This window comes from Pseudarthrobacter sp. TE3704, assembly GCF_056279405.1.
Map to the genome: position 1 here is coordinate 141,986 of NZ_JBWCCJ010000001.1, position 16,451 is coordinate 158,436.

Here is a 16,451-nt window from a genome sequence, read left to right on the forward strand (position 1 = left end):
ACTTTTGCCTAGTCCACGAACTCCGACTGCGTCTCGATAAAGTCCCAGTCATCCTCCGTCAGCACCGCTGCCGGATTGTCCGGGTGGGGCCCGCCCGCTTCGGCGATACCCTGCAGCACCGGAAGCGGCAGTTCCTCCGCGCGAAGGTTCTCCCTCAGCCATTCCTTGGTCGCAAGATCCAGGTCCAGCCACCACATGTAGATTTCCATGACGTCCACGCACCCTTTCGTTTGCTTCAACGTTAGGCGCGGCGCTTTTCGTGGACAAGGCTCATCCTGTCCGGCAAGTAGCCCGGGCCAATGTTCGGGTACGCACAAGTAACCGGGCCTCCGGACGCCCATGAAAGACGAGTACCACCTACTGGCGACCGGCCCCCGCCGTCGCTCCTAGCCTGAAACCTCAAGCAAGCTGACCGTGTGCTGGGGCATCGGCGTCACCGCTGGCCCTCCTCAACATGGTCCGTTTCACATCACACTGGGGAGAAGACTTATGAAACGCACCATCATCACTGCGGGGGTGTTGGGGCTGGGGCTCATCAGCCTGACCGCCCCGGCCATGGCAGCATCCGACAACGTCAGCCTTTGTCACGCGAAAGCAGGGGGCGGTTACACCTCCAACACCATTGACGATTCCGGACTCCATGGCCACGATCACCACGGCGATGACATCATCCCGCCCAACGAGCACTTGTGGGGCGGACAGAACTGGGACGCTGCCGGGATCGCAATCCATGCCGGCGGTTGCGTTGCCGCCGTCGTAGTGCCTCCGGTCGTCGTGCCACCCGTTGTGCCTCCTGTGGTGGTGCCGCCGATCGTCGTCGAGCAGCCGCCCGTCGTCGAAACGCCCGCGGTAACGCCGGTGGATCCCCCGGCCGAGGTGCCGGCCGTCGTCGTTGAACCGCCCGCAGCCGCTCCGATTGTCAATCCTCCGGCTGCTGCCGTCCCTGCGTCCGGTGCCGTGGTGGTTCCCGTGCCGCAGGCAGCTCCGCGGGCGGGTGCTGCGGCCACCGCAACCAACAGCCTCGGAACCAACAGTCTCGGAACCAATCAGGGGTACAACGCCCAGACTGCGGTCGGCGGCGCTGAAAGCTCCCCTGCCTGGCTTGGCGGGCTCGGTGCGCTGATGGCGGCGGGAGCGGCTGTGGCATTGCGCCGCCGTTCCGGCTCCTCCATGGCGAACTGACGCCGCCCGTGCCGCAAGCAGCGGCCTCCTGACAAGGAAGGCGTTCCGCCAGTGCCCGGCGGGACGCCTTCCTTCCTTTTCATCCCGATGACAAAGATGAGGAGCACAATGTCCCGGGAACGCAGCCGGCACTCCGCCCAGGTCCGGCGCCGCTGGCGCCGCTGGAACCGCGGCGACCTCGCCATCCTGCTGTGCGGCGTCCTTGCCTTCCTGTCCATCACGTTCGGCGGGCCGCTGCTCCAGCTGACCCAACCGGCCGCCGTCGGCAGTTCAGCGCCCACTGCCGCCGAAGTGCGGTCTTTGGAGCCGGAGCCCATCACTGTCACCGGCACGGCGGAAGGAACGGTTGCTGCCCCGGTTGCTCCCGCGACGCCGGGGGAAGGCACGACGGCGGCACCGCCTGTGCAGGAACCGGCCTTTCCAGCGGCGGCAGCCCCGGTACGCATCCGCTATCCGTCTGCAGGCTTCGACGTGCCGGTGCACCCTTTGCAGCCCGACAGCGCTGCACAGGCGAGCCAAACGATTGTGCCGCCCGAGACGAAAGACGGTTACTGGCTGACCCCGTTCGGGATGCCCGGAGCCGGGTCGGCCAATACAACCTATGTGATCGGCCATAGCTGGGATGGCGCCGAGGCGCCCTTCAACCACCTGAGTTCCGCCGCCACGGTGGGCCACCGCTTCGACGTCGACACCACGGCCGGAACCATGACCTACCAGGTGGAGAACGTCACGACGTACCTGAAGTCCAGCCTGAAGGACAGTCCTGTCTGGGAAATCGTGCCCAACCGCCTGGTCCTCATCAGCTGCTACACCGAGGACCCGTGGGGAAAGAACGTGGTAGTGACGGCCTCACCTGCGGTTTCTTGAGGAATCAAGGTCCCGTACCTGTTCAGGGGTCTGTCACCGGGCGGACAATGGGCTATGACATCCGAACGATTCAGCGGCACGGCCCCGCTGCTGGTAGGGATCATGCCCAAGCAGCACCCGGAGGTCCTGCAGACCGCGGCTGTCCTCGCCGCCCGGTTGGGCACGCCGCTGGTGTGCGCCTACGTGGATGAAGCCAGCTACCTGGTGGAATGGGATCCGGCGCGCTCAGCACACCGGCTTTCCCTGCACCCGGATGCTGACGATGATGACATCCGCGCCCTGACAACCGGACTGAAGGCGGACGTCCAGGCCGCGGTGGAAAAGGTGCCGTCCGGGGGCGGCAGCGTGGAGTGGACGCTCCGCACGCTTTCCGGCGATCCGGCCCGGGCATTGGGCCGGCTGGCGGCGGAAACCAACGCGCCGATGATTATTGTCGGCACTTCGGAACGCGGCTTCTCCCACCGCCTCTCGGAAGCGCTGAACGGATCGGTGGGAGCCTGGCTGAGCCATCACCAAAGCAGGCCGGTACTGGTGGTCCCGTATAAGATGCCCGCCCACGAGGACCGGCCGTAAGCACTGCCGGGACCGCTGTTCAGGCCCTCCAATAATAAAGCGAAAGTAGTTATTCGCGGTGCTGGCGGAGGGCACTACCAGCCAGTAAGCTGATTCAAGCAGGCCGGATCCACCGAGGTGGATCCCGCGTTTGCCCAAAAGCTGCTCCGGAGTGCGTATCCCCCAATAACGCACTCCGGAGCTTTTTTGTGCCCAAAACCCGCGATGCAGCGCATACCCCTAGGGGGTACTTGCCTCGATACCCCCATGGGGTATACGGTGGACGTATGAACCCTACGGAAGAAGCAGTCGCCGCGCCCGAAGCGGACTCCGCACCGGACCACGGGTACACCGGCAACAAGGAGGCCTACCTCCGGCGCCTGAAGCGCATTGAAGGCCAGGTGCGCGGAATCGCCAGGATGGTGGACGAGGACAAATACTGCATCGACATCCTCACCCAGGTCTCCGCCGTCACCAAAGCCCTGCACGCCGTCAGCCTGGGCCTGGTGGAAGAGCACATCGGCCATTGCGTGGTCGGCGCCGCCTCCGAACCGGACCCGGCCGCCCGCGCCGAAGCCATTGATGCCAAAGTCAAGGAAGCTGCCGACGCCATCGGCCGGCTGCTTCGCTGAGAGCTACCCCCCAACGCCATCGCCGGCTACCGCCGGCAAGACCCAAAGGAGCCAGCCATGAGCACCACCTCCCCCACCACCACTACCGTCAGCGTCTCCGGAATGACCTGCGGCCACTGCATCTCGGCGGTCAGTGAAGAACTCGAAGCCCTCGCTGGAGTGGAAGCCGTGGATGTCGAACTCAATGCCGGCGGCATCTCCACCGTCACCATCACGTCCGCGCAAGAGCTTTCGCCCTCCGAAATCGGCGAGGCAGTGGCAGAGGCCGGCTACCTGGTCGTCGCCAACGAAGCCTAGAAAGGTCCCGGGACAACAGACATGAGTTCCCAGGAACTGCTCCACCCGCCGGGCAACCGGGTGGTGGAGCTGGATATCGAGGGCATGACCTGCGCCTCCTGCGTCAACCGCGTGGAAAAGAAGCTCGGCAAACTCGACGGTGTGCAGGCCTCAGTCAACCTCCCACTGGAATCCGCCCACGTAACGGTGCCCGAAGGAATCACCGACGAGCAACTGATAAGCACTGTCAACGCGGCAGGGTACAAGGCAAGGTTGCACTCGCCCAGCTATCCGAGCCATAACGCCAGCACGCTAGGTGAGCTGTCCGCAAGCGGTGACGCCGGGGACGTGCGGCAGCATGCGTCTAAGCTGGGCCCACGGCGGCAGGGTTCCCTGGACGAGCCTGCGAGTCCAGGGGGCCGCCGGGGAGGCACGAGCGAGCATGCCGAGCAAGTCTCCGGTGGCGCCGCGCAAGCCAACCACGCCGCGGCGGCACGGCTCCGGCCCCGCCTGATTTTGGCTGCCGTCCTGACGGTGCCCGTGTTCCTGGTTTCCATGTTCCCGGCGTTCCAGTTTCCGCACTGGGGCTGGGTGGCGGCTGCACTGGCGCTGCCGGTGGTGACGTGGGCGGCCTGGCCCTTCCACCGGGCAGCCGCCATCAACGCGCGGCACCTGGCCTCCACCATGGACACGCTGGTATCCATCGGTGTTGCCGCGGCGTACCTGTTCTCCGCCTGGCAGCTGTTCCTGGATCCCCGCATGACCGAACACCCGGGCATGGAGGGGATGGAGACCGGTGGCCTGTACTTCGAGGTAGCGGCGGTGGTCACCACCTTCCTGCTGCTGGGCCGGTACCTGGAGGCCACCGCCAAGCAGAAGGCAGGCGACGCCCTGCAGGCCCTCCTCAACCTGGGCGCCAAGGATGCCACTGTGCTGCGCGGCGACATGGAACACCGAATCCCGGCGGACCAGCTCCAGGTGGGTGACGTCCTGGTGGTGCGGCCCGGCGAAAAAATTGCAACCGACGGCCTAGTGGTCGAGGGGCATTCGGCGGTGGACGCGTCCCTGGTGACAGGTGAGTCAGTACCGGTGGAAGTGGGACCGGACAGCCCCGTGACCGGCGCAACCATCAACACCTCCGGCAGGCTGCTGGTCAAGGCAACACGGGTCGGCTCAGAAACCACCCTGGCGCAGATGGCACGCCTCGTGTCCCAGGCGCAGACCGGCAAGGCACCCATCGCGCGCCTCGCCGACCGCATCAGCGCCGTCTTCGTTCCGGTGGTCCTGGCCATCGCCGCGGCCACCTTCCTGCTGTGGCTCCTGCTGGCCGGCCCGGACTTTGCGGACGGGCTGCGGCCCGCGTTCACCGCCGCCGTCGCCGTCCTGGTCATCGCCTGCCCCTGCGCCCTGGGGCTCGCCACTCCCGTGGGCCTGCTGACGGGCACGGGACGGGGTGCGCAGCTGGGCATCCTCATCAAGGGACCGCAGGTCCTCGAGGACACCCGGTCCGTGGATACCATCCTGCTGGACAAGACCGGAACCGTGACCACGGGCATCCTCGCCGTTGATGCCACGGTGGCATTCGAGGGCTTCCGGGAAGATGAGGTCCTCCGGCTGGCCGGAGCCGTGGAATCGGCATCGGAGCACCCCGTGGCCCACGCCATTGCGGCAGCGGCCAGGGACGCACAGGCAGCGGACGACGGCGGTTTCCTGCCTCCGGTGCAGCGCTTCCGTTCCGCCCCGGGCGGCGGAGTGTCGGGAATCGTGGGCGGCAAGCAGGTGACCGCCGGCAGGACCGGGTGGCTGCAGGACAACGGCATCACGCCCGCCAGTGGTCAGCACGCGGTACTGGCGGCAGCGGAAGCCGCCGGCGCCACCGCCATCTGGGTTGCCGTGGATGGGACTCCTGCCGGCGTCATCAGCCTGCGGGACACCATCAAGGAAGGCTCGGCCGCAGCGGTGGCCAGGCTAAAGCAACTGGGGCTGCGCCCCATCCTGCTGACGGGTGACAACGCCGCAGTGGCCGCGCAGGTGGCGGCCGCCGTCGGCATCGATTCGAAGGACGTCTATGCCGGTGTCCTGCCGGAAGGGAAAGTCGAGGCGGTCCGCACGCTGCAGGCCAAAGGCGCCACCGTGGCCATGGCCGGCGACGGGGTGAATGACGCTGCCGCCCTGGCCCAGGCGGACCTCGGCATTGCCATGGGTTCCGGCACGGATGTGGCCATCGAGGCCGCGGACCTGACGGTGATGGGCAACGACCTCGCACAGGTTGCCCAGGCCATCGAGCTGTCCCGGAGGACCCTGGCCACCATCAAGACCAACCTTTTCTGGGCGTTTTTCTACAACGCCGTGGGCATCCCGGTGGCCGCGCTAGGGCTGCTCAACCCGATGATCGCGGGTGGGGCGATGGCAGCCAGTTCCGTCCTGGTGGTGGCCAACTCACTTCGGCTGCGCAGCTTCGGCAATCAACCACAGGGAGCGGCGAAAAACTAGTCAGGCCGCGCCGTAGCGCACCGCGGCGCGGGCCTTGGCCTTGGCTGTCTCAGTTTCCCGGTCCTTGGGAGGCGCCTGGGAAACCAAAGAGTCCAGGAGGTGCTGGGTGATGTGGGCGATCTCGTGCACCGCCTCCTCGAAGGCTTCCTGGTTGGCCTTGGACGGCTTGGTGCTGCCGCTGACCTTGCGCACATACTGCAGCGCTGCGGCGTGCACTTCCTCGGAAGTGGCGTGCGGCTCGAAGTTGTGAAGGGTTCGGATATTCCGGCACATAAGGCCATGCTAGGCTCTGGAGCGCCTGGGATCGACCCCTCCTGCACAGGTTGCTGGCACCCGGCCATGGGGAGCACGGCATGGGCAGGGGTGCCCATCGACACTGTTTTGACGGCCGGGGTAGGTTTTAGGCAATGGATCTTCCGGACAAGCCGGGGGCCGCTGGGGATGCCGACCTGGTTCGGATCCACTCACCACACAAGGAGAAACTGATGGCTATTTGGGGTGCAGACGTTGAGCAGCTTCGTACGCTCGGCAAGAACCTTCGGCAGGGCGCGGACGTCATCGAATCGCAGCGCAATTCCCTCACCGCTCTTCTGGACAACACTCAGTGGATGGGACCGGATGCTGACAAGTTCAAGGAGCAGTGGAGGGGCGAATACACCAACAGGCTGAACCAGGTGACTGAAGCTCTCCGGGAAGCCAGCAACCGGGCAAAGCTCAACGCCGACCAGCAGTTCGACGCCTCCCACGGCTAGCCTTCGCGGCGCGAACACCATCAAGGCCGGACACCATGTGGTGTCCGGCCCTGATGTGTTTAACCCTCCGGCCGCCTCTCGCGGTGCGGCACTTAGGGGACCGGTTCGACGTCGTTGGCGTGCTCCAGCGGTGACGCGGCCTGTGTCCTGGCTTCCTTGTTCGCCGTGGTTGTGCCTGCACCGCGCACGGGCGGCACCGTGGCCCGCAGTTCGTCAACCCGGACCAGGATGACACCGCCCACAATGAGGACGCCGCCCAGGAGCTGGACAGCTCCCGGCAGTTCCCCCAGCAGCAGCCAGGCCCAGATCACGGCAAAGAGGACCTCGGTCAGCGACACGAAGGACGCCACCTTGGAACCCAGCGCCCGGGCGGCCATGATGCCCGAGACGTAGGCCACAACCGTCGCCAGCACAACCAGGCCGGCCAGCGGGACCCACCAGGGGGCGGTCCAGGGGCCGAGTTTCGTGTCTGCGGCGCTGAAGGCCATGGGGAGCAGGCCGGTGGCTGCGGCAAGCCACATCACGGCCGCACCCACCATCAGGCCGCCCGAGGCCAGCACGATGGGCGGCAGGGTGTCGTTTTCCTTCGCGGTGATGAAGAAGTAGATGGCCAGGCAGACCGCCGCTGCAATGCCCCAGAGCACGCCCACCGGATCCACCTTGACCGCACCGGTGAGGTCCAGGACCAGCACAAGGCCGGCCAAGGAGAGCAGTGTTCCCCCGAAGGTGAGTGCCCGGGGACGCTTCCGGCTGGCGGCCCAGAGCCACAACACGATGATGACGGGTGCCAGGTACTCGAGGAGGAGGGCAACGCCCACGGACAAACGGGCCACGGCATTGAAGTAGAACAGCTGGCATGCGGCCACGCCGATCAGTCCGAACAGGAGGATGGTCACCCAGTTGTCCCGCAGCTGGTGCCAGCGCCCCCGCAGTGCGGGAATGGCCGGAATGGCGAGGATCATCGCGGCGCCCGTGAGCCGGGCCGTCACGGCGGCTCCCGGCGTCCATCCGGTTTCCAGCAGCGCCTTGGCGAACGAGCCGGAAAGCCCGAAGACGGCGGAGGAGAACAGCGCCACCCCCAGCCCGGATGCCAGGAACCCCCGCCGGGCAGTGGGTGTTTGGCGGTTCTGGGCGTGGTTGTTGGCGGCAGGCACCGTCGCCTCCTGTCAGGAGTAAAGTGGGGTAATGGTCATGACATTACGCTTCCGCACTGTAAGGAGTCAAGATGGTTTTTGCCCCTGACACTGAGGTGGCACTGCGCACCGTGGTAAATCTCATCAACTCCGCGGCGAACGGCAGGGAGGAGCTTGCGGCACAGGCAGACCTGGACAGTTTCCTGGCCGCCGAAGGCTTTTCGGGTTCCAGGACCCGGGACGAGGCGGAGCTCGCCAGCGTGCGGGACCTCCGGCGCCAGTTGGCGGCAGTGTGGACCGCCGGTGAAGATGCAGCGGTGGAAACGGTGAACCGGCTCCTGCGCGAGGCGAACGCCTTGCCCCAGCTGGTCAAGCACGATCGCTGGGATTGGCACCTGCACGCCACGACCCCCGAGGCGCCGCTGGCAGACCGGATGAGCACGGAAGCGGCCATGGCGCTGGCGGACGTCATCCGCGGCAAGGAGATGGACCGGCTGCGCACCTGCGAGGCAGAAGACTGCGACGCCGCCGTGCTGGACCTCAGCCGGAACAGGTCAAAGCGTTACTGCGACACCGGTAACTGCGCCAACCGGATGCACGTGGCTGCCTACCGCGCGCGGCAGGCGGCAGCAGGCTAGCGGCACCGCAATTCAGGGCGGCGGGTCAGCGGTCCGAGGGCCCCTCGGGTCCGGCCTCGGAAGCGGGCGGATTCTGTGCGCCGGGGGCGCCGAAGCCGTGGGACGGCTTTTTCGAGCTGAGGTTGACGCCCGAGCCCTTGCCCAGGTGCTCGGCATTTTCCTTGTAGCTCATGGACAGCATGGCCGCAATCACCAGGGTGACGATGAACGCGATGCCGGCGCCGGTGAAGGCAAGGTCGAAGCGGGGGGTCTTGGCGCTGCCGCCGGAGGCAAAGATCAGGACTGCCACGAAGGTGACGACGGCCCAAAACGCGGAGAACATCAGCGGCCCCTTCACCGAGGTCCGCAGCTTGCGCGGTTTTCCTGGATGCTGGTCTGCCACGGTGAATCCTCCCTGCAGGCGGCACGCTGCCGTCCTGGTTTACGTAGTGCGGTGGTTCGCCCGGCCCTATTTTTCTACAACGAGTAGAACCGCGCGTTCCTAGTTTACGGCTTCCCGGCCCCGCCCCGGGCATCGTGCTTGAGCGTCAAACCGGAGAGTACCCACAGGACGCCCGAAATGATTGCCCCGCCACCGGCCACTCCGAGCAGGGCGTGTGCACCCAGGCTGATGAAGAAGGGCAGGACGGCAGCGGTTCCGAGGCCAATGATGCCGGACGCAATCCAGTCCCGTGCCAGGACGTGCCGGCCGCGGAACCGCAGGCCGCACCAAAGCTCCAGGGCTCCAGCCACCCCCAGGCCAAGGGCTGCTATGACACCAAAAAGCAGGTCGCTGTGCATCAGCACCAGGGCGAACCCTGCACCCGTGAGCACTGAACCCGCAGCGGAGAGCAACTTGCCCGGCGTGGATTCCCGGGCGAACCCGGTGGCGGGAGCGCCCCAAAGGGAAACAACGCCGGTGGCCAGCAGGTACAGTCCACCGGCCCAGCCCATGACCTCGACGGAGGGCGATGGCCAGAAAATGGTCACTGCACCAAACACGAGGGCCGCCGCCGAGCGGAGCAGCACCGGCTTCCACAGGTCGGGCCGGGGTGCAGTTCCCGCTGCTGCGCCTGCGGGTGTTATTGGTTGCGTCACCGGTCCAGTTTAGTGGGGCGGACCGCTAGGCCGAACCCAGGACTATCCACCGGTCCGACCTGGCGCGCACCCCGAGGGTGACGGCGCGGGCCGCCATATAGCCCACCGCGAAAGCGGCCCACAGCCAGCCCAGGCCGGCTGCGCCCCCCGCACCGGAGATCGCAACAGCGGCGAGCAGCGGCGCATACACGGCAAGGTTGACCAGCCCCGCAAGGGCCAGGTACTTGGCATCGCCGGCGCCGATCAGCACGCCGTCCAGCACAAAGACGTAGCCGGCGATTGGCTGTCCGGCCGCAAGGATCCATAAAGCAACGGCCAGCACGGACTGGACCTGCTGGTCCGACGTGAACAGGGCTCCTGCCCAGGGGGCCACCGCGGCGAGCAGCAGGCCCGTCACCACTCCAAAGCCGGTTCCCCAGCGGATCATGGTGCCCGTGAGCAGGCGCGCCTTGCCCGCGTTGGAGGCGCCCAGCTCCTTGCCGATCAGCGCCTGCGCGGCGATGGCGAGGGCATCCAGTGCGAAGGCCAGGAACGAAAAGATGGTCATTGCGAGCTGGTGGGCAGCGAGGTTGACTGCGCCCTGCGCGGTAACCACCAGCACGGTCACGAGGATGGCTGCGCGCAGGCTGAGCGTGCGCAGCATCAGCCAGGACCCCACGCGGGTCATGCTGCGGATGCCCCGCCAGCTGGGCAGGAGGCTGACGCCGTGGCGGACCGCGTTGCGCCGCACCATCACCAGGTAGACCGCCGCCATGGCCCACTGGGCCACACTTGTTCCCACCGCCGAGCCCGTGACAGACCAGCCCAGTCCGTAAACCAGCCACAGGTTCAGGACGATGTTCAGGCCGAAGCCGGCGGTGGCCACCACCAGCGGGGTCCGCGTATCCTGCAGTCCGCGGAGAACGCCCGTGCCGGCGAAGATGAGCAGCATGGCCACCAGGCCGGGCATGGACCAGCGCAGGTAGTCCACGGCGAAGGACCGCACCTCACCTTCCGCCCCCATCAGGCCAATCAAAGGTTCGGCAGCCACGAAGCCGGCAACCGCAAGGCCCACGCCGAGCAGCAGTGCCAGCCACACGCCGTCGCGCCCGGCTGCGAGGGCCTTGCCCAGTTGTCCATCACCAATGGCGCGGGCGACGGCCGGAGTGGTGGAATACGCGAGGAAGACCATCAGCCCGACGGCGGTGTGCAGCACCGCGGACGCCAGTCCGACGCCGGCCAGTTGTGCCACGCCGAGATGCCCCACGATGGCCGAATCCGCCAGCAGGAACAGCGGCTCGGCCACGAGCGCCCCGAAAGCAGGGACAGCGAGGCGGAGTATTTCCCGGGCATGGCCTTTGCGGGACTCCACGGGAAGGGAGGGCGATTGTTGCGGCACCGTGCCAGCTTAACCTTCCGTGACATTCACCTGCCGGTCGTGCGGCCGGACATGACAAAGCCCACACTTCCACCGATATAGTTGACTCTTCAACCTTTGGTGCGGAAGACTGGATACCTCAAGCCGCTGTGATCCGTCCCTGCTTGCACACCTGTCCAGCTCCGACCAAAATCCGAAACGGTGGATCTTCCATGAACCAGTCCCGACTTACCACTACCGCCATCACGGCCCTCCGCATTGTCCTGGGCTTCCTCTTTGCAGCCCACGGCTGGCAGAAGTTCAGCGAGTGGACCATCGCAGGCACCCAGGCCTCGTTCGCCAAGATGGGCGTGCCGGCCGCCGAGATTGCAGCCCCGGCAGTCGCCGTCCTGGAACTGGCCGGCGGAATCGCCCTGATCGTGGGCATCCTGACCCGGGTGGTTGCCGCCCTCCTGGCCCTGGATATGCTCGGCGCCCTGTTCCTGGTGCACGCCTCGGCCGGCGTCTTCGCCGCCAATGGCGGCTACGAACTGGTCCTACTCCTGGCCGCTGCCGCGTTCGCACTGGCACTCACCGGCGCGGGCCGGGTCTCCGTGGACCGCACCCTGTTTGGCCGCAGCAACTCCAAGCTGGCAGTCCTGGCCTAACCACGGCCACAAAAAACACCGCTCGACGGCGGCTGGGCACCTGGGTGCCCGGCCGCCGCCGACGTTTAGGCGGCAAAATATCGAACATTGAGGAACGACCCGCAATCGTAAAGGCGCAGGAAAGATTGGGAAAACGCTTGCCAGCCGGCTGTTGCTGCTGATAAACCTGTGACTGTTGCAGTGAGAACTGCATCACCGCACCCCAGGTCTCAGCCTTTCTTCAACTGGTCACTTCCGGGAACCTTCTCTTGCGTCGCGCACCTGCACTACAAGTGCGCCCTCGTTTTGAATCGTTCCAAACTAAGGCCGGGACCGCTTCACCACCGCTCATCGAAGGAGATGTCCGTGAAGAAACCCCCGCAAGCGAAACCAGGCCCCGAGGCAGGGCCGCAGCAGCGCCGCAGGATCCTTACCTCGGGCACCAAGGCTGCCACCGCGGCTGTTGCCTCTGCCGCGATCGCTCTGACCGGTCTCCCGCCGGTCCACGCGGACACCGCACTGCCGCCCGTGGGCAGCGGGTTCAAGTTTGATTTTGGCCCCGGTTCCACGGCTGCGGGCTACACGCACGTCGATGCCGCCACCCAATACTCCGCAGCCGGGAAGTTCGGCTTTACCGACACCGCCGTTACCTCAGGAGCAGACCGCGGCACAGGTGACCCCCTCCGCTCGGACTTCGTCCAGGCCCAGGGCAGCACGTTCCTGGTTGACCTGCCCAATGGGGATTACACCGTCAAGCTGATAGCAGGCGACGCTGCGGAAGCAACCAACATCGCCATCACCGCGGAGAAGATGGCCAAAGTCCAGCTCACGGACAAGCCGGCAGGCCAGTACCTGGAAATGGAATTCCCCATTTCGCTGGTGGACGGCCAGCTGAACCTCGATTTCAGCGGCACAGCGGCCAAGATCAATTCACTGGTCATCGCCGCCCGGGCTCCCCGCACGGCCACCACCGATCCCGGCGTCTACCTCGCCGGTGATTCAACCGTGCAGACCTACGACCCCGGGTTCGTGCCCCAGGCCGGCTGGGGCCAGATGATCGACCGGTACTTCGACGGTGCTGTGACCTTCCGCAACCATGCCATCGGCGGCCGGAGCTCCAAGAACTTCATGAGCCAGGGACGGCTCGATGAGATCCTCCGGGTCATCAATCCCGGTGATTACCTCATGGTCCAGTTCGGGCACAACGATGCCACCATCGGCGTGGATGACCGTTACGCCTCCCCCGAGGACTACAAGGAGTACCTGCGGACCTATGTTCACGGCGCCCGGCAGCGCGGCGCCACCCCCATCCTGGTCACCCCTGTGGGCCGCCGCGACTTTGACGAGGCCACCGGCAAGTTCCGGGTGAGCTTCCCGGAGTACGTAGCCAAGATGCAGGAACTGGCGGGCGAGGACAATGTGGCCCTGGTGGACCTTTCCGCCTCGAGCCGCTCCTATTACGACGCGATCGGTCCGGAGGACACCAAGTCCGTGTTCCTCCACGTCGACGCCGGCGTCTACCCCAACCGCCCCACCGGAACAGTGGACAACACGCACTTCCAGGAATACGGCGCCATCCAGATCGCCCGCCTGGTGGCCGGCGGAGTGAAGCAGCTCGGCGTCCCTCTGGCCTCCCGCGTCAAGGAAATCGCACCGCCGTCGTCCGTTCCCGCCAAGCCGCAGGGACTCGTGGCCGGCAGCGTTTCCAACGCCGGGGCACTGCTGAAATGGCAGCCCGTTGAGGGTGCGGACATCTACAAGGTGTACCGCAAGCTGGCGTCCGAGCCGGACAGCGCGTACCAGCTCACCACCACCGCCACCGTGCCCACAGCCAACTTGGCGGGACTGGCCGAAGGCACCGCCTACAGCGTCCGCGTTGCGGCCATGAACGGCAAGGGCCTTTCCGAGCCCAGCGACGCACTGGCCGTGACCACGAAGCAGGCGAAGTACAAGTTCGACTTCGGCCCCGTGGGCGCACCCCTCGAACCCGGCTACACCGAGGTGAACCGGACCATGGGCTACACCCCGGAACGCACCTTCGGCTTCAAGGACATCTCGGTCCTCAGCGACCGGGACCGCGGCGCCGTCACCACCAACCTGCTGCGGGACTTCGTCCTGAGCGGCTCCAGCTTCGAGTTCCAGCTGGACGTGCCCAACGGCACCTATGCCCTGAAGACGTACCACAGCGACTGGATCGGCTCCACGCGGACCGACGTGGCCGCCGAAGGCATTCCCTTCGGCCAGGTCTCCTCCAGCCGCGCCTCCTCCGCCACCAAGATCATCAACCAGGTCCTGGTCTCGGACGGGCAGCTGAACCTGGCTATCAGCGGCTCGGGCCAGCGGCTTAACGGCCTGGAGGTCACCCCGCTGCTGGTGGGCCCCACGAACCTGCACACCACAGCGGTCAACGCGGCGGCCGAACCCCCTGCCGTCGACCTGGCCTGGGATGCCGTGGCCGACGCCGCCAGCTACAAGGTCTTCCGCCAGGCGTCCTTCGAGTCCGAACCCCAGGTCATCGCGGAAAACGTGGCCGCCCCTGCGTTCCAGGACACCACTGCCTTCGCCGGCCTGACCTACAAGTACTTCGTCACCGCCGTGGACAGCACCGGCCTCGAATCGGTTCCCTCCAACACGCTCGAGACCGCCCTTGTGGATCCCGGCACGCCCGTCCCCGCGCCCACAACCAAGGTGGACATCAAGGCCGTGGAGAAGACCAGCGTGACCTTGAAATGGCAGAAGGTGGCCAACGCCGCGGCCTACCAGGTCTACCGTTCCACCTCACCTGACGGCCCGTTCGAATACGCGGGCCGGGCCACCGAGGTGAACTACACCGACTACACGGTCCTGACCACCATCAAGTACTACTACCGCGTCACCACCGTGAACAAGGGCGGTGAATCCGCGCCTTCGCACGTTGTGGGAACGGAAAAGGTCACCGTGGTCAACCGGCAGATGGAGCAGCTTGACCGGGCACCCGTGGCACTTCTGACGGACGGCGGAGTGCGCGTTGGCTGGCGCCTGCTGGGCCTGGACCCGGAACAGGTGGGCTTCCACGTGATCCGCGACGGCGTTCAGCTCACCGACGAGCCCATCCGCAACAGCACCACGTTCCTGGACCCCTCGGGCACAGCCGCCTCCCGCTACGTCATCAAGAGCGTGGGTAACGGCGGGGAACAGCTCACCGGCGAGTTCACGCCCCTGTCCCGGGACTACCTGTCGGTCAAGCTGGACAAGCCGGCGGACGACTACACCAAGGACGGGCAGCCCTACAGCTACTCGGCCGGTGACGCGAGCGTCGCCGACCTTGACGGCGACGGCACCTACGAAATCCTCCAGATGTGGTCCCCGTCCAACGCCAAGGACAACTCCCAGGCAGGCTACACCGGCCTTGTCTACGTGGACGCCTACCGGATGGACGGCACCAAACTCTGGCGGATCAACATGGGCCCGAACATCCGTGCGGGCGCCCACTACACCCAGCTGCTGGCCTACGACTTCGACGGCGACGGCAAGGCCGAGGTTGCCATGAAGACGGCGGACGGAACGCGGGACGGTGCCGGCACCGTCATCGGGAACGCCGGGGCCGACTACCGGAACAGCAGCGGCTACGTGCTGACCGGGCCCGAGTTCATCACCGTCTTCCACGGCGCCACCGGCACCGTCATCGACACAGTGGCCTATGAGCCGCCGCGCGGAGACGTGGGGGCCTGGGGTGACACCTACGGCAACCGCGTGGACCGGTTCCTGGGAGCCGTGGCCTATCTCGACGGCGAGCGTCCGTCCATGATGTTCAGCCGCGGCTACTACACCCGCGCCGTCCTGGTCACGTACGACCTCTCCGGCGGCAAGCTGGTCAAGCGGTGGACGTTCGACTCGGACATCAGCGGATCGCAGTACCGGGGCCAGGGCAACCACAACCTGTCCGTCGCGGACGTGGACGCCGACGGCAAGGACGAGTTCGTCTTCGGATCCATGACCATCGACGACAACGGCAAGGCGCTCTACAGCACGGGCCTGGGCCACGGCGACGCGATTCACACCAGCGACCTTGACCCCTCGCGTCCGGGCCTGGAAACGTTCGCGGTCCACGAGGACATGGGCTCCAGCGGAAACCTCGGAGCCACCTTCAGGGATTCCAGGACCGGCCAGGTCCTGTGGAGCATTCCGGCCCTCAAGGACACCGGACGCGGCGCTGCGGGTGACATCGATCCCCGGTATGCCGGTGCCGAAGGCTGGGCCATCGGCGGAGACGCCGCCTGGAACTCCCCCGTCGGTCAGCTCCGGTCCACCAAGGGTGAGCTGATCGCGGAAAAGATCCCCGCCGCCAACTTCCTGGCATGGTGGGACGGCGACCTGCTCCGCGAAATTGTCGACCACGACTGGGATGCCACCACCGGTACCGGAACTCCCAGCATCGCCAAGTGGAACTGGGAGACCGCCTCCAGCGACCGGCTGCTGACAGCAACCGGTGCCAAGACCAACAACAGCACCAAGGGCAACCCGGCCATCCAGGCCGACTTGCTGGGTGACTGGCGGGAAGAGATCGCCTGGCCGTCAGCAGACAGCACCGAACTGCGGATTTACACCACGCCTTCCGGTACTGACGTCCGCCTGCGGACGCTGATGCACGATCCGGTGTACCGCCTCTCCGTGGCAAGGGAGAACATCTCCTACAACCAGCCGCCGCACCCGGGCTTCTTCATCGGGGAAGGCATGGAGCTTCCTGCCCAGCCGGACATCGTCTACACCCGCGCCGGCTAGTCCCGGTCAACAGTGACCTGCCCCGTCCGCCGATTCGGCGGGCGGGGCAGTTCTGTTTGTCTCTTTGCCGGGGCGACCGGCGGGTAACCGGGGGCGTCAGTATGA

General features: G+C 66.4%; 15 protein-coding genes and 2 pseudogenes. 11 read left to right on the top strand and 6 right to left on the bottom strand.

Annotated features, from left to right (window positions below; translation table 11 throughout):
• Positions 1 to 8: 8 nt before the first annotated feature.
• Positions 9 to 209, bottom strand: coding sequence for a hypothetical protein (locus ACZ9BC_RS00705; RefSeq protein ID WP_476244821.1), 201 nt, complete (start codon positions 207 to 209; stop codon positions 9 to 11).
• 280 nt (positions 210 to 489) lie between these two features.
• On the opposite strand from ACZ9BC_RS00705, the gene ACZ9BC_RS00710 reads away from it, so the two are divergent.
• The 6 genes from ACZ9BC_RS00710 (at position 490) to ACZ9BC_RS00735 (ending at position 6,002) form a co-directional block, all read left to right on the top strand.
• The gene (locus tag ACZ9BC_RS00710) at positions 490 to 1,182 is read left to right on the top strand and encodes a hypothetical protein (RefSeq protein ID WP_476244299.1); all 693 of its coding nucleotides are present in this window, start codon (positions 490 to 492) and stop codon (positions 1,180 to 1,182) included.
• Positions 1,183 to 1,290: 108 nt separating this feature from the next.
• Positions 1,291 to 2,049 (top strand): class F sortase, encoded by a 759-nt coding sequence (locus ACZ9BC_RS00715; protein WP_476244300.1) that lies wholly within the window; start codon positions 1,291 to 1,293, stop codon positions 2,047 to 2,049.
• Positions 2,050 to 2,103: 54 nt separating this feature from the next.
• Positions 2,104 to 2,622 carry a universal stress protein gene (locus tag ACZ9BC_RS00720; RefSeq protein ID WP_476244301.1) on the top strand — a complete coding sequence of 173 codons (519 nt, stop codon included), beginning with the start codon at positions 2,104 to 2,106 and terminating at the stop codon, positions 2,620 to 2,622.
• Positions 2,623 to 2,888: 266 nt separating this feature from the next.
• Positions 2,889 to 3,233 carry a metal-sensitive transcriptional regulator gene (locus tag ACZ9BC_RS00725; protein ID WP_079598078.1) on the top strand — a complete coding sequence of 115 codons (345 nt, stop codon included), beginning with the start codon at positions 2,889 to 2,891 and terminating at the stop codon, positions 3,231 to 3,233.
• 57 nt (positions 3,234 to 3,290) lie between these two features.
• Complete coding sequence (locus ACZ9BC_RS00730; protein ID WP_115526069.1) at positions 3,291 to 3,530, top strand: heavy-metal-associated domain-containing protein; 240 nt, start codon at positions 3,291 to 3,293, stop codon at positions 3,528 to 3,530.
• A 21-nt stretch (positions 3,531 to 3,551) separates the two neighbouring features.
• On the top strand, positions 3,552 to 6,002 hold the full coding sequence (locus ACZ9BC_RS00735) for a heavy metal translocating P-type ATPase (protein WP_476244302.1): 2,451 nt from the start codon (positions 3,552 to 3,554) through the stop codon (positions 6,000 to 6,002).
• Here ACZ9BC_RS00735 and ACZ9BC_RS00740 read toward each other — a convergent pair whose 3' ends face one another.
• On the bottom strand, positions 6,003 to 6,275 hold the full coding sequence (locus tag ACZ9BC_RS00740) for a DUF2277 domain-containing protein (RefSeq protein WP_476244303.1): 273 nt from the start codon (positions 6,273 to 6,275) through the stop codon (positions 6,003 to 6,005).
• Positions 6,276 to 6,487: 212 nt separating this feature from the next.
• On the opposite strand from ACZ9BC_RS00740, the gene ACZ9BC_RS00745 reads away from it, so the two are divergent.
• On the top strand, positions 6,488 to 6,754 hold the full coding sequence (locus tag ACZ9BC_RS00745; protein ID WP_476244304.1) for a WXG100 family type VII secretion target: 267 nt from the start codon (positions 6,488 to 6,490) through the stop codon (positions 6,752 to 6,754).
• A 92-nt stretch (positions 6,755 to 6,846) separates the two neighbouring features.
• Here ACZ9BC_RS00745 and ACZ9BC_RS00750 read toward each other — a convergent pair whose 3' ends face one another.
• Entirely contained in the window at positions 6,847 to 7,908 is a 1,062-nt protein-coding gene (locus ACZ9BC_RS00750) for an EamA family transporter (protein ID WP_476244305.1), read from the bottom strand.
• Positions 7,909 to 7,979: 71 nt separating this feature from the next.
• Here ACZ9BC_RS00750 and ACZ9BC_RS00755 point away from each other — a divergent pair, with 71 nt between their 5' ends.
• Positions 7,980 to 8,525 (top strand): CGNR zinc finger domain-containing protein, encoded by a 546-nt coding sequence (locus ACZ9BC_RS00755; RefSeq protein WP_476244306.1) that lies wholly within the window; start codon positions 7,980 to 7,982, stop codon positions 8,523 to 8,525.
• Between the two features lie 25 nt (positions 8,526 to 8,550).
• Here ACZ9BC_RS00755 and ACZ9BC_RS00760 read toward each other — a convergent pair whose 3' ends face one another.
• The 3 genes from ACZ9BC_RS00760 to ACZ9BC_RS00770 all read right to left on the bottom strand — a co-directional run bounded on the left by ACZ9BC_RS00760 (position 8,551) and on the right by ACZ9BC_RS00770 (position 10,980).
• Complete coding sequence (locus tag ACZ9BC_RS00760) at positions 8,551 to 8,907, bottom strand: hypothetical protein (RefSeq protein WP_079597895.1); 357 nt, start codon at positions 8,905 to 8,907, stop codon at positions 8,551 to 8,553.
• A gap of 104 nt (positions 8,908 to 9,011) precedes the next feature.
• Positions 9,012 to 9,602 (bottom strand): DUF308 domain-containing protein, encoded by a 591-nt coding sequence (locus ACZ9BC_RS00765; RefSeq protein WP_476244307.1) that lies wholly within the window; start codon positions 9,600 to 9,602, stop codon positions 9,012 to 9,014.
• Between the two features lie 25 nt (positions 9,603 to 9,627).
• The gene (locus ACZ9BC_RS00770) at positions 9,628 to 10,980 is read right to left on the bottom strand and encodes an MATE family efflux transporter (RefSeq protein ID WP_476244308.1); all 1,353 of its coding nucleotides are present in this window, start codon (positions 10,978 to 10,980) and stop codon (positions 9,628 to 9,630) included.
• 191 nt (positions 10,981 to 11,171) lie between these two features.
• Between ACZ9BC_RS00770 and ACZ9BC_RS00775 the strand changes: the two genes are divergently transcribed.
• The 3 genes and pseudogenes from ACZ9BC_RS00775 to ACZ9BC_RS00785 all read left to right on the top strand — a co-directional run.
• Entirely contained in the window at positions 11,172 to 11,606 is a 435-nt protein-coding gene (locus ACZ9BC_RS00775; RefSeq protein ID WP_476244309.1) for a DoxX family protein, read from the top strand.
• Positions 11,607 to 11,945: 339 nt separating this feature from the next.
• Positions 11,946 to 13,901 (top strand): annotated as a pseudogene (locus tag ACZ9BC_RS00780) (GDSL-type esterase/lipase family protein); the annotation flags it as partial.
• Positions 13,902 to 14,531: 630 nt separating this feature from the next.
• Positions 14,532 to 16,346, top strand: a pseudogene (locus ACZ9BC_RS00785) (rhamnogalacturonan lyase); the annotation flags it as partial.
• Positions 16,347 to 16,451: the final 105 nt, after the last annotated feature.

Coding starts and splice junctions, on each gene's coding strand:
- ACZ9BC_RS00705 (WP_476244821.1), bottom strand. CDS start 209: ATGGAAATCTACATGTGGTGGCTGGACCTGGATCTTGCGACCAAGGAA.
- ACZ9BC_RS00710 (WP_476244299.1), top strand. CDS start 490: ATGAAACGCACCATCATCACTGCGGGGGTGTTGGGGCTGGGGCTCATC.
- ACZ9BC_RS00715 (WP_476244300.1), top strand. CDS start 1,291: ATGTCCCGGGAACGCAGCCGGCACTCCGCCCAGGTCCGGCGCCGCTGG.
- ACZ9BC_RS00720 (WP_476244301.1), top strand. CDS start 2,104: ATGACATCCGAACGATTCAGCGGCACGGCCCCGCTGCTGGTAGGGATC.
- ACZ9BC_RS00725 (WP_079598078.1), top strand. CDS start 2,889: ATGAACCCTACGGAAGAAGCAGTCGCCGCGCCCGAAGCGGACTCCGCA.
- ACZ9BC_RS00730 (WP_115526069.1), top strand. CDS start 3,291: ATGAGCACCACCTCCCCCACCACCACTACCGTCAGCGTCTCCGGAATG.
- ACZ9BC_RS00735 (WP_476244302.1), top strand. CDS start 3,552: ATGAGTTCCCAGGAACTGCTCCACCCGCCGGGCAACCGGGTGGTGGAG.
- ACZ9BC_RS00740 (WP_476244303.1), bottom strand. CDS start 6,275: ATGTGCCGGAATATCCGAACCCTTCACAACTTCGAGCCGCACGCCACT.
- ACZ9BC_RS00745 (WP_476244304.1), top strand. CDS start 6,488: ATGGCTATTTGGGGTGCAGACGTTGAGCAGCTTCGTACGCTCGGCAAG.
- ACZ9BC_RS00755 (WP_476244306.1), top strand. CDS start 7,980: ATGGTTTTTGCCCCTGACACTGAGGTGGCACTGCGCACCGTGGTAAAT.
- ACZ9BC_RS00775 (WP_476244309.1), top strand. CDS start 11,172: ATGAACCAGTCCCGACTTACCACTACCGCCATCACGGCCCTCCGCATT.